Source organism: Sphaerisporangium sp. NPDC049002, from assembly GCF_040649355.1.
GTDB lineage: Bacteria > Actinomycetota > Actinomycetes > Streptosporangiales > Streptosporangiaceae > Sphaerisporangium.
Window position 1 is genome coordinate 1 of sequence record NZ_JBEZFH010000051.1, and the last position, 13,691, is coordinate 13,691.

At 70.3% G+C, this 13,691-nt stretch carries 11 protein-coding genes and 1 pseudogene; 8 read left to right on the forward strand and 4 right to left on the reverse strand.

The window, feature by feature from the left end; genetic code table 11:
* A pseudogene (locus tag AB0B89_RS13405) lies at positions 1-655 on the reverse strand (hypothetical protein); the annotation flags it as partial.
* Positions 656-1,221: 566 nt separating this feature from the next.
* Between AB0B89_RS13405 and AB0B89_RS13410 the strand changes: the two are divergent.
* Positions 1,222-1,689 (forward strand): hypothetical protein, encoded by a 468-nt coding sequence (locus AB0B89_RS13410; RefSeq protein ID WP_358551917.1) that lies wholly within the window; start codon positions 1,222-1,224, stop codon positions 1,687-1,689.
* Between the two features lie 120 nt (positions 1,690-1,809).
* Here AB0B89_RS13410 and miaB read toward each other — a convergent pair whose 3' ends face one another.
* The gene (miaB, locus tag AB0B89_RS13415) at positions 1,810-3,312 is read right to left on the reverse strand and encodes a tRNA (N6-isopentenyl adenosine(37)-C2)-methylthiotransferase MiaB (RefSeq protein ID WP_358551919.1); all 1,503 of its coding nucleotides are present in this window, start codon (positions 3,310-3,312) and stop codon (positions 1,810-1,812) included.
* Positions 3,313-3,511: 199 nt separating this feature from the next.
* On the opposite strand from miaB, the gene AB0B89_RS13420 reads away from it, so the two are divergent.
* From AB0B89_RS13420 to AB0B89_RS13445, 6 genes are all read left to right on the forward strand, one after another.
* Positions 3,512-4,267 (forward strand): amino acid ABC transporter ATP-binding protein, encoded by a 756-nt coding sequence (locus AB0B89_RS13420; RefSeq protein WP_358551921.1) that lies wholly within the window; start codon positions 3,512-3,514, stop codon positions 4,265-4,267.
* A gap of 159 nt (positions 4,268-4,426) precedes the next feature.
* Positions 4,427-5,284 (forward strand): glutamate ABC transporter substrate-binding protein, encoded by an 858-nt coding sequence (locus AB0B89_RS13425; RefSeq protein ID WP_358551923.1) that lies wholly within the window; start codon positions 4,427-4,429, stop codon positions 5,282-5,284.
* A 62-nt stretch (positions 5,285-5,346) separates the two neighbouring features.
* Positions 5,347-6,030 carry an amino acid ABC transporter permease gene (locus tag AB0B89_RS13430; RefSeq protein WP_358551925.1) on the forward strand — a complete coding sequence of 228 codons (684 nt, stop codon included), beginning with the start codon at positions 5,347-5,349 and terminating at the stop codon, positions 6,028-6,030.
* A gap of 70 nt (positions 6,031-6,100) precedes the next feature.
* Positions 6,101-6,979: an amino acid ABC transporter permease gene (locus AB0B89_RS13435; protein ID WP_358551927.1), complete on the forward strand. Its 879-nt coding sequence runs from the start codon at positions 6,101-6,103 to the stop codon at positions 6,977-6,979.
* Between the two features lie 78 nt (positions 6,980-7,057).
* Positions 7,058-7,885, forward strand: a complete 828-nt coding sequence (locus AB0B89_RS13440; protein WP_358551929.1) for a transporter substrate-binding domain-containing protein — start codon at positions 7,058-7,060, stop codon at positions 7,883-7,885.
* A 38-nt stretch (positions 7,886-7,923) separates the two neighbouring features.
* Positions 7,924-9,831 carry a prolyl oligopeptidase family serine peptidase gene (locus AB0B89_RS13445; RefSeq protein ID WP_358551931.1) on the forward strand — a complete coding sequence of 636 codons (1,908 nt, stop codon included), beginning with the start codon at positions 7,924-7,926 and terminating at the stop codon, positions 9,829-9,831.
* Between the two features lie 17 nt (positions 9,832-9,848).
* On the opposite strand, the gene rny is transcribed toward AB0B89_RS13445, so the two are convergent.
* Positions 9,849-11,468: a ribonuclease Y gene (rny, locus tag AB0B89_RS13450; RefSeq protein ID WP_358551933.1), complete on the reverse strand. Its 1,620-nt coding sequence runs from the start codon at positions 11,466-11,468 to the stop codon at positions 9,849-9,851.
* 468 nt (positions 11,469-11,936) lie between these two features.
* Between rny and AB0B89_RS13455 the strand changes: the two genes are divergently transcribed.
* Positions 11,937-12,902 carry an LLM class F420-dependent oxidoreductase gene (locus AB0B89_RS13455; protein WP_358551935.1) on the forward strand — a complete coding sequence of 322 codons (966 nt, stop codon included), beginning with the start codon at positions 11,937-11,939 and terminating at the stop codon, positions 12,900-12,902.
* Between the two features lie 188 nt (positions 12,903-13,090).
* Here the strand turns inward: AB0B89_RS13455 and recX are convergent, their stop codons facing one another.
* Complete coding sequence (gene recX, locus AB0B89_RS13460; protein WP_358551977.1) at positions 13,091-13,636, reverse strand: recombination regulator RecX; 546 nt, start codon at positions 13,634-13,636, stop codon at positions 13,091-13,093.
* Between the last annotated feature and the right edge of the window lie 55 nt (positions 13,637-13,691).

Below are 13,691 nucleotides of genomic sequence, written 5' to 3' on the forward strand. Positions count from 1 at the left end.
CGGCGTTGGTCAGGCGCGCCACCTCGTCCTCTGCGGCGACGACGGCCGACACCTTGCCGGTCGGGGAGGGGCTGGACGCGGGCTTGGTCGGCTTGGGAGCCGGCGTCGTCGAAGGCTTGGCGCTCGGCTTGGCCGTGGGCGTCGCGGACGGCTTCGTGCTCCGCGGCGCGGCGAGCCTGCCGATGTCGTCGAAGAAGTCCGGGGGCAGGCCGGAGGACCGGTCCGGCAGTTGCGCGTTCGGCTCGACGTACCCGGCGAGGCCGTCGGGGGTGACGCCCTGGCCATTCGTGCCGGTGGTGTCCGTCGAGGTGTTCTTCTTGTTCTTCGCGCTGTCGTTGTTCGCGACGGGCGCGGCGGTCGGTCCGACCGGGGAGCCCGGATCGTCGGCCCGTGCGCCGGAGGACCCCGAAGAACCAGAGGAGCCGCTCGACCCGTCGGACCCCGCGCTCTCGCCGGAGGCGTCGTCCGGGTCGGCGGAGACGTCGCCGGGGTCGGACGCGGCGTCGCCCGCGGCCTGGTCGGAGCCGGTCCCGTCCTCGGACGACTGCTGGCTCACGGTGCCGGCGCCGCTGGTGGAAGCGGTGCGGTTCGTGAGGGTGATGACCCCTCCGGCGGTGACGGCCGCCGCCAGCACGGCGGCGGCCGTGCTGATCACGAGGGTCCTTTTGCGCGAGCTCGAGGGGGAGGGCGGCTCGCTTGCGAGGTATTCGGGGGGGAGATGTGAGCTGGACTCGTCGTAGCGGCCCGGCGACGGACGGTCGTGCCGATCCATGTTAGGTGACTCCTGCGGCCTATCGGGGGGAAAGCGCTCCGGCTTCCGCGGGCGGTGGTCACACTAGCCCCATAGAACGAATTACCGCACCTCAATCACGGAAGAATCACGACTTGTCATCACTTGGACCGATCTCAATTCGAACGGTGGCGGCCGTCGGGGGCGTGACGGCGGTCTTCGCCATCGTGGGGCTGGGGATCACCCTTGGTACCGCTCCAACGGCACCCGGATCGCCGACGCAAAAGAGGGATCCGGCCTCGCCGATCTCGCGCCCCACCGTCCCGTCGGCCGCTCGCCCGGAGCCCCTGCCCGGACCCGGAGCGCGCCCCGTATTCGAACACGAAAAAAATGCGGGCCATCCGGCCGTCGCCGCCTCCGCGGGGCACATCGAGCCGCCCGGACGCCCGCGGCTCGACCCGCCCTGGCGCCCGCGGCCCGAACTCCCTCAGATGAAGCGGCCCGAGCGCCTGTGGACGGCGTTCGTCCCCCCTCTCCAGGGCGGCGCCTCCCCAGACGAGCGGGCGCGGGTCCCGGGCGGCTCGTACGCGGCGAGCGCGCCGGGCGAGGGGAGCACCGCCACGACGCGGGCAGGGCGCCGGCACGGCGGGCGGGCAGGGGACGCGTCCTCGGGCGCGACCAGGAAGAACGGGCCGATCACTCCTGCGGCCCGCGACCGCCGGGAAGGCCCCCGGGGCAGGGTGCGAACCCTCCCGGATCAGCCGAAACCGCCGGCGCCCATCCCCAAGCCCCCGCCGCGTCCGTCGCCACCGGACCCGCCCCGGTCGCCGCCGTCACCGGAGCCGCGCCGGCCCGAGGCCGATCGGCCTCCCCCGGTGCCGAACCCCTGCGCGACCTTCACGGACTTCCGCCGCGCCTACTGCGACCGGCTGCTCAGCGGCCACACCGGTACGAAGTGAACCGGCCGCGTCCCAGCGGCCGTACCCGGACGGAAGTGAACCGGCCGGCCACCGCGGCCGTACACCCGGGTGGACGAGGCCGGGCCGGCATGGCGCGCCGGGGAGCGGAGCGGATGTGGATCAGGAACGGCGCATGGCGGGCATGCCGAGCGACACCGCGCCCGGCGTGCCGGAACCGGTGCCCGCGCCCGTGCCGCAGGCGGCGCTCTCCCTGGCCTCCCACGCGTCACCCGCGCGGGTGCGGCGCAGCGCCAGGGCGGGACCGTCGGCGACGAGATGGTGCGGAGCGGCGTAGGTGACCTCGACGGTCACCATGTCACCCGGTCTCGGCACGTCACCACCAGGGAGGTCATCGCGCAGTGCCGGAACGAAATGGACCAGGCGGTTGTCGGGGGCGCGGCCGGACATGCGCTGGGTCGCCCCGTCCTTGCGCCCTTCACCCTCGGCGACCAGGACCTCCAGCCTGCGGCCCACCTGCGCCTTGTTCTCGGCCCACGAGATGTCGTTCTGCAGGGCCACCAGGCGCTCGTAACGCTCCTGGACGACCTCCTTGGGCACCTGGTCGTCCATGGTCGCGGCCGGGGTGCCCGGACGGATGGAGTACTGGAAGGTGAAGGCGTTGGCGAAGCGGGACTGCCGGACGACGTCGAGCGTGCCCTGGAAGTCCTCCTCGGTCTCGCCGGGGAAGCCGACGATGATGTCGGTGGAGATGGCGGCGTCGGGCATGGCGGCGCGCACCCGCTCGATGATGCCGAGGTAGCGCTCGGCCCGGTAGGAGCGGCGCATGGCCTTCAGCACGCGGTCGGAGCCCGACTGCAGGGGCATGTGGAGCTGGTGCATGACGTTGGGCGTCTCGGCCATGGCGGCGATGACATCGTCGGTGAAGGCCGCCGGGTGCGGCGAGGTGAAGCGCACCCGCTCAAGCCCCGAGATGTCGCCGCAGGCGCGCAGCAGCTTGCCGAACGCCAGCCGGTCGCCGAACTCCACGCCGTAGGTGTTGACGTTCTGACCGAGGAGCGTGATCTCAAGGACGCCGAGGTCGACCAGGGAGCGGACCTCGCTCAGCACGTCGCCGGGGCGGCGGTCCTTCTCCTTGCCGCGCAGCGCGGGGACGATGCAGAACGTGCAGGTGTTGTTGCACCCGACCGAGACCGACACCCACGCCGCGTACGGCGACTCGCGCTTGGTCGGCAGGGTGCTCGGGAAGACCTCCAGCGACTCCTTGATCTCGACCTGGGCCTCCTGCGCGATGCGCGCGCGCTCAAGGAGGACGGGGAGCGAGCCGATGTTGTGCGTGCCGAAGACCACGTCGACCCAGGGGGCCTTGCGTACGATCTCGCCCTGGTCCTTCTGCGCGAGGCAGCCGCCCACGGCGATCTGCATGCCGGGGTTGGTCAACTTGGCCGGGCGCAGGTGGCCGAGGTTGCCGTACAACCTGTTGTCGGCGTTCTCACGGACGGCGCACGTGTTGAACACGACCACGTCGGCCGTGTCGCCGTCGTCCGCCCGGACATACCCGGCGTCCTCCAGCAGGCCCGAGAGCCGCTCGGAATCGTGGACGTTCATCTGGCACCCGTACGTGCGGACTTCGTAGGTGCGGGCGCGCTCCTCGGTGACAGTCATCTCAACTGACAAGGGTAGGCGCTCCGGGAGGTTCGTCGCACGCCCCCTCCGCCCTGACCCTGCGACGTTCCAGGCGGGACCACCTGTGCGTGACGACCACCCGGAGCGAGCCACACGATCGCGCTCCGTGACCAGGCCGTGATGCGATCGGTACCGCCTGGTTAGTGACCGGTGGCCTTGACCACTTACGTTGTGCAACATGACGGAGAACGGGGACGCGACTCCTCTCGTCAGAGTCGATAACGTCAACAAGAACTTCGGTGCCCTTCATGTGCTGAAGGACATCGATCTGACGGTCTCCCGGGGAGAGGTCGTCGTGGTGATCGGCCCTTCCGGGAGCGGTAAGTCGACCCTGTGCCGCGCCATCAACCGGCTGGAGACCATCGACTCCGGCACGATCACCTTCGACGGGAAACCGCTTCCCGCCGAGGGTAAGGCACTGGCCAAGCTGAGGTCGGACGTGGGGATGGTGTTCCAATCCTTCAACCTCTTCGCCCACAAGACGATCCTGGAGAACGTCACGCTGGGTCCGGTGAAGGTACGGGGCATCCCTCGCGATCAGGCCGACAAACGGGGCATGGAGCTGCTCCAGCGCGTCGGCATCGACGGCCAGGCGGGGAAGTATCCCGCCCAGCTCTCAGGGGGCCAGCAGCAGCGCACGGCCATCGCCCGCGCCCTGGCGATGGACCCGAAGATGATCCTCTTCGACGAGCCGACCTCGGCGCTGGACCCCGAGATGGTCCAGGAGGTGCTCGACGTCATGATCGGTCTCGCGCGTGACGGCATGACGATGGTGGTCGTCACCCACGAGATGGGCTTCGCCCGCCGGGCGGCCAGCCGGGTCGTGTTCATGTCCGAAGGGCAGATCGTCGAGGAGAACACCCCCGACGATTTCTTCACCAACCCCCGGACCGACAGGGCCAAGGACTTCCTGTCCAAGATCTTGACGCATTGATCGGCACGCCCGTGTACGCGCCCGTGTGCCGCGCCGCGACGTCCGTACGAGACCCGTGTTCGGCGATCCCGGACGTACGGGATCGCACCTTGAACCTCACGCACTGAAGCACTCCATGCCGGCAACCGCTCGACACGAAGAAAGCTGAGGTACACGCATATGCGTTCACGACAGATCGGGGCCATCCTCCTATCTGCCGCGGCTCTGGCCGCCAGCCTCTCCGCCTGCGGCGGCGGCGGACCCACGACGGCGCTCCAGAAGGCCAAGGACGACAAGAAGCTCACCATCGGCGTGAAGTACGACCAGCCCGGCCTCGGCCTGAAGAAGCCCGACGGCACGGTCGAGGGCTTCGACGTCGACGTGGCGAAGTACATCGCCAAGGAGCTCGGCGTTCCCGAGAGCGGCATCACCTGGAAGGAAGCGCGCTCGGCCAACCGCGAGACCTTCCTCCAGCAGGGGCAGGTCGACATGATCGTCGCGACCTACTCGATCACCGACGCGCGCAAGCCCAAGGTGACCTTCGGCGGGCCGCTGTACATCGCCCACCAGGACACGCTCGTCCGCGCCGACGACACCTCCATCACCTCCCTGGACAGCCTCAAGGGCAAGCGCATCTGCCAGGTGACCGGCTCCAACTCGTGGAAGAACATCGCCGAGGGCACCAACAAGGAGAACAAGAAGGTCGAGGTCCAGCTCGTGCCGGCCGGCGCCTACGAGGAGTGCGTCACCAAGCTCAAGGGCAACGCCATCGACGCGGTCACCACCGACGACACCATCCTCGCCGGGTTCGCCAAGCGTGAGGGCGGAGCGCTCAAGGTCACCGGCGCCCCCTTCACCGACGAGAGGTACGGCGTCGGCCTGAAGAAGGGCGACAAGGAGACCTGCGAGGCCGTCAACAAGGCCATCGTCAAGATGTACCAGGACGGGACGATGCAGAAGATCTTCGACACTCACTTCAGCGGCACTGGCCTGAAGTTCACGGCGGCGGGTGCGCCGCCCGCCGAGGGTTGCAGCTGATCCCCTTTCCCCAGCGCCGGTGAGGTCACCTCACCGGCGCTCCCCGTCTCCGGTGGAGCCCGATGGAATCGCTCTTTGACTTCAGTCCCCTGGTACAGGAATTCGGCACGATCCTCACAGGCTTCTGGTCGACGATCCGCCTGACCCTTATGAGCGGGCTGCTGGCGCTGATCCTCGGCACGATCCTGGTCGCCATGCGGGTGTCCCCCACTCCCGTCCTGCGCGCCGCCGGGACCGTTTACGTCAACACCCTGCGCAACACCCCGCTGACCCTGGTCCTGCTGCTGTGCGCGCTGGGGCTGAGCGACACCCTGCAGCTGACCCTTTCCACCGACTCGCCCACGAACTACTACTGGTGGGCGGTGCTCGGGCTGTCGGCGTACACGGCGTCGTTCGTGTGCGAGGCGCTGCGGTCCGGCATGAACACCGTGCCCGCCGGGCAGGCCGAGGCGGCCCGAGCCATCGGGCTCACCTTCCTGCAGACCCTGCGGCTGGTGGTGCTCCCCCAGGCGTTCCGCTCGGTCATCGCCCCGCTGGGCAGCATCCTGATCGCGCTCACCAAGAACACGACCATCGTCATCGTCGCCGGCTACATCGAGGCCTCGGCGGTGATGAAGCAGATGTTCGACGACTACGGCGGCACGCTCCCGATCTTCCTCGGGTTCGCGGCCGGATACATGGTCCTCACGCTGCCCACCGGCTTCTTCTTCGGCTGGCTGGCCAAGCGCCTGGCGGTGAGCCGATGAGCGGCCTCGCGCCGGACACGCCCGTACGGGAGACGCCCGCCCGGGAGCCCGTACGAGAGAAGGAGGACGCGTGAGCGCCAACGTCCTTTTCGACGTGCCGGGTCCCCGCGCACGTCTGCGCAACAACATCCTGACCCTGGTCTCCGCCGTCGTGATCCTCGGCGTCGCCTACCTGCTCATCAAGGCGCTGGCCGACAAGGGGCAGTTCGAGGGCAAGCTGTGGGAGCCGTTCCTGCGCGGGGACGTCTGGACCGGCCAGATCATCCCCGGCATGATCGCCACGTTGCAGGCCGCGGTCGTCTCGGCCGTGCTCGCCCTGGTCTTCGGCGTCGTGTTCGGGCTGGGCAGGCTCTCGGAGCACTCCTGGATCCGCGTGCCGTCCGGCGCGGTGGTGGAGTTCTTCCGCGCGATCCCGCTGCTTCTGCTGATCTTCTTCGCGCAGGCAGGTCCCGCGACGATCAGCGGCTACACCGTCAGCGTCCCGGCCTTCGCCGCCGTGGTCATCGGCCTGACGCTCTACAACGGCTCGGTGCTCGCCGAGGTCTTCCGCGCGGGCATCCTGTCGGTGCCGCGGGGGCAGTCGGAGGCCGGCTACTCCCTCGGGCTGCGCAAGGGCGGGGTCATGCGGCTCATCCTGCTGCCGCAGGCCACCACGGCCATGATGCCCGCGATCGTGAGCCAGATGGTCGTCCTCCTCAAGGACACGGCCCTCGGGTGGGTCATCGCCTACGAGGAGCTGCTGAACTACGGGCTCAAGCAGATCCCGTCCAACTTCGGCAACCTCATCCCGAGCGCGATCGTCATCTCGGTGGTCTACATCGCGATCAACCTGGTGCTCAGTCACATCGCCACCAGGCTCGAACGGCGGAGCAGGCGGAGCCGCCGCACGACCGCGACCGTGGTCGGCGCGCCGGCCGCCGCGGGCGTCGGCACCGGCGGCATCGACTAGCCGGGCTGGCCGGAGTGGCCGGGTAAAGGTTTGACCTGATCGCGGGCGGGGACTCCGCGTGGCGGCTCTAATACTCCGATGAGCAGGACGCCGCCCGCCGCATCCCCGCCCGCGCCGACGCGCGGGCTCCCGCTCGCGACGGCGCTGCTGGTGCTCACGTTCGCGACGGTCACGGGCTGCGGAGGCGGGCACGGCACCCTGGTCGTCGGGGTGCGCCCGGAGCGGCCGGGGCTCGCCGACCGCCTGCCGACCGGCGGGTACGCGGGGTTCGAGATCGACGTCGCCGGATACGTCGCCAGGCGGCTCGGCTATCGCGACGACCAGGTCAGCTACGTCGAGCTGGGGCCCACCGACGGCGGACGGGCCGACCTGACCATGGGCGTGCCGCTGGCGAAGGGCCAGACCGCCGGGGGGCCGCTTTCCGGGCCGTACCTGGTCTCGGGGCAGGACATCCTGACCAGCGCGAACGACCTGTCCGTCCGCCGGCTCAAGGACCTGACGCAGAAGAGGGTCTGCACCGGGTCCCCCGGCCCCCTGGTGAGCAGGTTCGGCGTGGCGTGGCAGCGCGCGTTCCTCATCACCTCGACCGTGAAGGACTGCGTGCGGATGCTCGCCGCCCGGCGGGTGAACGCGGTCACCGACGACGCGGTGGTGCTCGCCGGACTCGCCGGCGCGTCGCCGGGACGCTTCCGGCTCGTCGGCCACACGTTCTCCCGCGACAAGTACGGCATAGCCCTGCGCGCGGACAGCGGTGACCTTCACGCCCAGGTCGACGAGGCCCTGCGGACCATGTTCGGCGACGGCTCGTGGCGGCGCGCGGTGATCGAGCACCTCGGCCTGTTGGCGGCGAAATATGCGACTCCGCCCGCTTTGGAGAAGTACTCGGGAACACGATCAGCGCCGTAGCGGTCACACGCCGGGGTGTTTTCCGGCAGGATGCGGCTATGCCCCCCGAGCGCACGTCCGGGCACCCGGCCTTGCCGTTTGGTGCCTGGCCCTCGCCGATCTCCACCTCAGACGTCGTCCGTGCCGGGCTGCGGCCCGGGTACCCGGCCGTCCTGGGCGAGGAGGTCTGGTGGGAGGAGGATCGTCCCGCCGAAGGCGGACGGCGCACCATCGTCCACCGTGCCGCCGACGGCACGCGCCGCGAACTGCTCCCCGCCCCCTGGCACGCCCGCACCCGCGTCCACGAGTACGGCGGCCGGTCGTACGCCGTCGCGCCGGGGGTGGGGGTGGTGTTCGCGAACCACTCCGACCAGCGGCTCTACGTCGTGCCCACCGGCGGCGGTGACCCCGGCTCCGGGCCGAGGCCCATCACCCCCGAGCCCGAGCACGCCTGCGGCCTGCGGTACGCCGACCTCGTGATCCACGGCGACGAGGTGTGGTGCGTCCAGGAACACCACACCGGCGGCAAGGTGGTCCGGTCGATCGTGTCGATCCCGCTGCGCGGCGACGGCGAGCCCACGCCGCGGGTGAGCGGGAACGACTTCTACGCGTCCCCGGCGATCTCCCCCGACGGGGAGCATCTCGCCTACATCTGCTGGGACCACCCCCGGATGCCGTGGGTCGGCACCGAGCTCCGCGTCGCCAGGCTCGCCGGCGGCCGCTCCTGGCGCGTCAAGGGCGGCCCGTCCGAGTCGGTGCTCGCCCCGCGGTGGAAGGACGACCACACCCTCTATCTGATCTCCGACGAGTCCGGCTGGTGGAACCTCCACGAGGCCGCGATCGACGGCGCCTCCTCCCGGGCGCTCTTCCCCGCCGAGGAGGAGTTCGCCTGGGCGCTCACCGAGCTGGGCGGCGCGCCGTACGTCGTCCTCGGCGACGGCCGGCTCGCGGTGCTGCACGGCCGGGGGGACATGCGGCTCGCGATCCTCGACCCGGGCACCGGGGTCCTCACCGAGCCCGACCTGCCCTACGACGGCTGGATGCCCTGCCTCAGCGCCGACGGCTCCACCCTTTGCGGCGTCGCCTACGGCCCCGCGATCCCCCGGTCGGTGGTGCGGCTGGACACCGTCACCGGGCTGGCCGAGGGGCTGCGGCGCGACGTCGGCGAGCTGCCCGCCGTCGACTACCTGCCTGTCCCCCGGTCGGTGGAGATCCACGGCCGGTTCGGGCGGCGGGTGCACGCGTACGTCTACCCGCCCGCCAACCCGGCCGTACGGACCGGCGAGGCCGCCCCGCCGTACGTGGTCTTCGCGCACGGGGGTCCCACGGCGCACAGCATCACCGCGCTCGACCTGCAGAAGGCCTTCCTCACCAGCCGCGGCATCGGCGTCATCGACGTGAACTACGGCGGCTCCACCGGGTACGGCCGCGCCTACCGTGACCGCCTGAAGGGTCACTGGGGCGTCATCGACGTGGAGGACACGATCGCCGCGGCCGAATGGCTGCTCTCAGACGGTCACGCCGACCCCGCGCGCATCGCCATCCGCGGCGGCAGCGCCGGCGGCTGGACCGCCATGGCCTCCTGCTGCGCGTCCGGGCTGTTCTGCGGCGGGGTCTCCATCGCCGGGATCAGCGCGCTGGCGCCCCTCACCGCCTCGACGCACGACTTCGAGTCGCGCTATGTCGAGTGGCTGGTGGGCCCCGAAGACCCGCTCTTGTACGCCTCGCGGGAGCCGCTGGCGAAGGCCGGCCAGGTCGACTGCCCGATGCTGCTGATGCAGGGTCAGGACGACCCGGTCGTGCCGCCGTCGCAGTCGGAGGCGTTCGTGGCGGCCCTCACCGAGCGCGGCGTGCCCTGCACCTACCTCGCCTTCGAGGGGGAGGCGCACGGCTTCCGCAGGGCCGAGACCCGGAGCGCCGCCCTCGCCGCCGAGCTGGCCTTCTACCAGCAGCTCTTCCGCCCCTGAGCTCCGGTGCCCATCGCTCAGCGGGCGAACTCGGTGGCGCGGGACTCCCGCACCACGGTGATGCGGATCTGGCCGGGGTAGGTCAGCTCCTCCTCGACCTGCTTGGCCACGTCACGGGCGATCACCTGGGCCTGGATGTCGTCGATCGCCTCGGGCTTGACCATGACCCTGATCTCCCGGCCCGCCTGCATGGCGAAGACCTTTTCCACGCCGTCGTACGACTGCGCGATCTCCTCCAGCCGCTCCAGCCGTTTGACGTACGCCTCCAGAGACTCCCTGCGCGCGCCAGGACGGCTGCCGCTGATCGCGTCGGCGGCCTGGGTCAGCACCGCCTCGACCGTGCGGACCTCGACCTCGTTGTGGTGGGCCTCGATGGCGTGCACGACGTCCTCGTGCTCGCCATACCGCCGGGCGATCTCGGCGCCGATCAGGGCGTGGCTGCCCTCGACCTCGTGGGTGAGCGCCTTGCCGATGTCGTGCAGGACCGTGCAGCGCTTGAGCAGCATGGCGTCCAGGCGCAGCTCGGAGGCCATGATGCCCGCGATGTGCGCCGACTCGATGAGGTGTTTGAGCACGTTCTGCCCGTACGACGTGCGGTAGCGGAGCTGGCCGAGCAGGGTGATCAGCTCGGGGTGCATGTCGGTGATGCCCAGCTCGACCAGGGCGTCCTCACCGGCCCGCACGCACAGGTCCTTGACCTCGTCCTTGCTGCGCTCGTAGGCCTCCTCGATGCGCTGCGGGTGGATGCGGCCGTCGAGGACGAGCTTCTCCAGGGTCAGCCTGGCCGTCTCGCGGCGCACCGGGTCGAAGCACGACAGCAGGACGGCCTCGGGGGTGTCGTCGATGATCAGGTTGACGCCCGTGGTCGACTCGAAGGCCCTGATGTTGCGGCCCTCCCGGCCGATGATGCGTCCCTTCATCTCGTCGCCGGGCAGGTGCAGGACGCTGACGACCGACTCTGCCGTCTGCTCGGTGGCCACCCGCTGCACGGCCAGAGTGACGATCTTGCAGGCGCGCTTCTCGCCCTCCTTGCGGGCCTCGCTCTCGATCTCCCGGATGATCAGCGCGGCCTCGCGCTTCGCCTGGTTCTCGATGGTCATCACGAGCTCGGACTTCGCCTGCTCGGCCGTCAGCCCGGCTACCCGTTCCAGGACCTCGCGGCGCTTCTCCTCGACCTGGTCGAGCTCCGCGCGCCGGTCGGCGAGCTCGCCCTCGGTCTCGGCGAGCTTCCTGCCCCGGTCGGCCTGCACCCGGGCCTCCTCGTCGAGCCGCTGCTCTCGCTCGGCCAGGCGGTTCTCCCTGCGTTCGAGATCGGACCGGAGTTCCTTCAGCTCGTTCTTGAGCGAGCGGGTCTCCTCCTCGACCTCCTGGCGCATCCGGAAGGCGGCATCGGCGGCGACCTCGGCCTTCCTGAGCATCTCGCCTGCGTCGGACTCCGCCTTGACCCGGATCTCCACGCCCTCGCGGCGGGCCGTCTCAAGCTCGGCGTTGACGTCGGCGACCTCCTCCGGCGTCGGCCCGCGCTTGGCGGCCTTGTCCCCGCCGGTACGGCGTATCAACACAGCAAGCGCGACAATCGCGACAATCGCCAGCAGGACAACGGCTATCGCCAGCATGATCACGACCGTCGAACCCATGCGCGCCCACCCCTCCTCGCGTCGCGAGCCTCAGCACGCGAGGTGTCACCCGCACAGCACGGACCGGTCCGACCGGGCGATTGTGGTCAGACAAATATGTCCAACGTCCAGGTGCCGGGGGCATCTGTCCGCTGCGAGAGATCAGTCTTGATCGTCCGTCGTTCACCGTTATGGCAATCCGCACTGCGCGGAGTAACTCCTCACTGTGGTCGAGATTAAGCGTCAGAGAGGTAACGAGCAAGCAAAGTCCGCCCGTCAAGCCACTTTTGCCTACTCACCCGAGCTAGTTCGCGGTTGCCGCGAGCGGCCTCGTGCCCGATTAATGCCGCTATGACACTTAAAGGGCTGAAAAATGGGCGTAAGGATGAGGATGATGACGGCACTGCCCGGTCGTCTGCCCCTCGGCCGGATTCAGAAGATTTTCCGGCGAGGCGGCACGATCCCCGGACAGGCGGGTATGTCGCCGCCATGGCACAGATCGGTTACACGCTCATGTGCGAGCAGACCCCGCCCAGGCAGCTCGTCGACGACGCGGTGAGCGCCGAACGCGCGGGGTTCGACTACGAGACCATCTCCGACCACTACTCTCCCTGGCTGGAGGAGATGGGCCACTCGCCGTACGCCTGGTCGGTGCTCGGCGCCGTCGCCCAGGCCACCGAGCGTGTCCCGCTGATGACCTACGTCACCTGCCCGATCATGCGCTACCACCCCGCCGTGGTGGCACAGAAGGCGGCGACCATGGGAGCGCTGTCCGGCGGGCGCTTCACGCTCGGGCTCGGCTCGGGAGAGAACCTCAACGAGCACGTGGTCGGGAGCGGCTGGCCCCCGGTGAACATCCGCCACGAGATGTTCGGCGAGGCCATCGAGATCATCCAGGCCCTGTTCGGCGGGGAGTACATCAGCTATCGCGGCGACCACTTCACCGTCGACTCGGCCAAGCTCTACGACCTGCCTGACGAGCCGGTGCCCGTCGGCGTCGCCGCCTCCGGACGGCAGTCGGTGGACCTCGCGGCGGAGTACGGCGACGCCCTGATCGCCACCGAGCCGGACGCGGAGCTCGTGGAGCGCTTCCGCGCGTCGGGAGGCGCCGGGAAGCCCGTCTACGGCCAGCTCGTGGTCTCCTACGACACCGACGCCGAGGCCGCCAAGGAGCGAGCCCACCGCCTGTGGAGGTGGTTCCCGGCCGGGTGGAAGGTGCTGGCCGAGCTGCCGGGGCCGGTGAACTTCGCGGCCTACGCGCGGTTCGTACGGCCCGACGACGTGGCCGAGCACGTGCCCTGCGGCTCCGACGTCGACGCGGTGGTGCGGGCGGTCAAGGAGTTCACCGACGCCGGGTTCACGCACGTGGCCCTGGTGCAGGCCGGCGCGGACCACCAGCGCCAGTTCCTCGGCTGGGCCGAAAAGGAACTCCTCCCCGCCCTCCGCACCCTCTGACCACCGACGACCGGCGGACGCACGAGGCCTGGCCCACCGAAAGAACCTGCTCGGATCAAGATCGATGTCCACTTCGAACCGATGGCGACTCGCAGGGGTGATCAGGTGCCAGAACCGGTGACCCGCCCGACGCGGAGCCACCTGCGGGGGTGGTCAGGTGCGGCGGGCGGTGGCTTGGCGGGGCTGGGTTACTCGAAGCCGTCGGGGAGGTCGTCGGTGGCGAGGCCCTCGCTTTCGAGGGCCTCGCGTACGACGCGGTAGGCGAGGCTGCCGGAATACCCCTTACGAGCGAGCATGCCCGCCAGCCGCCGGACCCGGGCCGCCGGTTCGAGGCCACGGGTGCCCGGGAGCTTGCGCTCGACGAGCCTCCGGGCGGTCTCCAGCTCCTGGTCGGGGTCGAGCTGGTCGACCGCGTCGCGCACGGTGTCCTCATCGACGCCGCGCTTGCGAAGCTCGGACGCGAGTGCCCGCCTGGCCAGGCCACGCCCGGCGTGACGAGAGCTCACCCATGCCTCGGCGAACGCCTCGTCGTCGATGAGCCCGACGTCGGAGAAGCGGGCGAGCACGGACTCCGCCACGTCGTCGGGGACGTTCCTCTTGCGGAGCGCCTCGGCGAGCTGTGCCCTCGTGCGCGGAGCCATGGTCAGCAGCCGCAGGCAGACGGCCCGTGCCACCGCCTCAGGATTCGCCGGAGGCACCTCAGCGGCCGAGGACCCCTCTACCGGCCCCTCCAACCCCACGAACCCACCCCCCCCACGAGGCCCCGACCGACCCGAACCACCGGACCGA

Bases quoted from the DNA above. Each gene is read 5' to 3' on its own strand.
- AB0B89_RS13455 (WP_358551935.1), top strand. From the start codon at position 11,937: ATGGCACAGATCGGTTACACGCTCATGTGCGAGCAGACCCCGCCCAGG.
- AB0B89_RS13440 (WP_358551929.1), top strand. From the start codon at position 7,058: ATGAGCAGGACGCCGCCCGCCGCATCCCCGCCCGCGCCGACGCGCGGG.
- AB0B89_RS13430 (WP_358551925.1), top strand. From the start codon at position 5,347: ATGGAATCGCTCTTTGACTTCAGTCCCCTGGTACAGGAATTCGGCACG.
- AB0B89_RS13410 (WP_358551917.1), top strand. From the start codon at position 1,222: ATGAAGCGGCCCGAGCGCCTGTGGACGGCGTTCGTCCCCCCTCTCCAG.
- AB0B89_RS13420 (WP_358551921.1), top strand. From the start codon at position 3,512: ATGACGGAGAACGGGGACGCGACTCCTCTCGTCAGAGTCGATAACGTC.
- rny (WP_358551933.1), bottom strand. From the start codon at position 11,468: ATGGGTTCGACGGTCGTGATCATGCTGGCGATAGCCGTTGTCCTGCTG.
- AB0B89_RS13425 (WP_358551923.1), top strand. From the start codon at position 4,427: ATGCGTTCACGACAGATCGGGGCCATCCTCCTATCTGCCGCGGCTCTG.
- miaB (WP_358551919.1), bottom strand. From the start codon at position 3,312: ATGACTGTCACCGAGGAGCGCGCCCGCACCTACGAAGTCCGCACGTAC.
- AB0B89_RS13445 (WP_358551931.1), top strand. From the start codon at position 7,924: ATGCCCCCCGAGCGCACGTCCGGGCACCCGGCCTTGCCGTTTGGTGCC.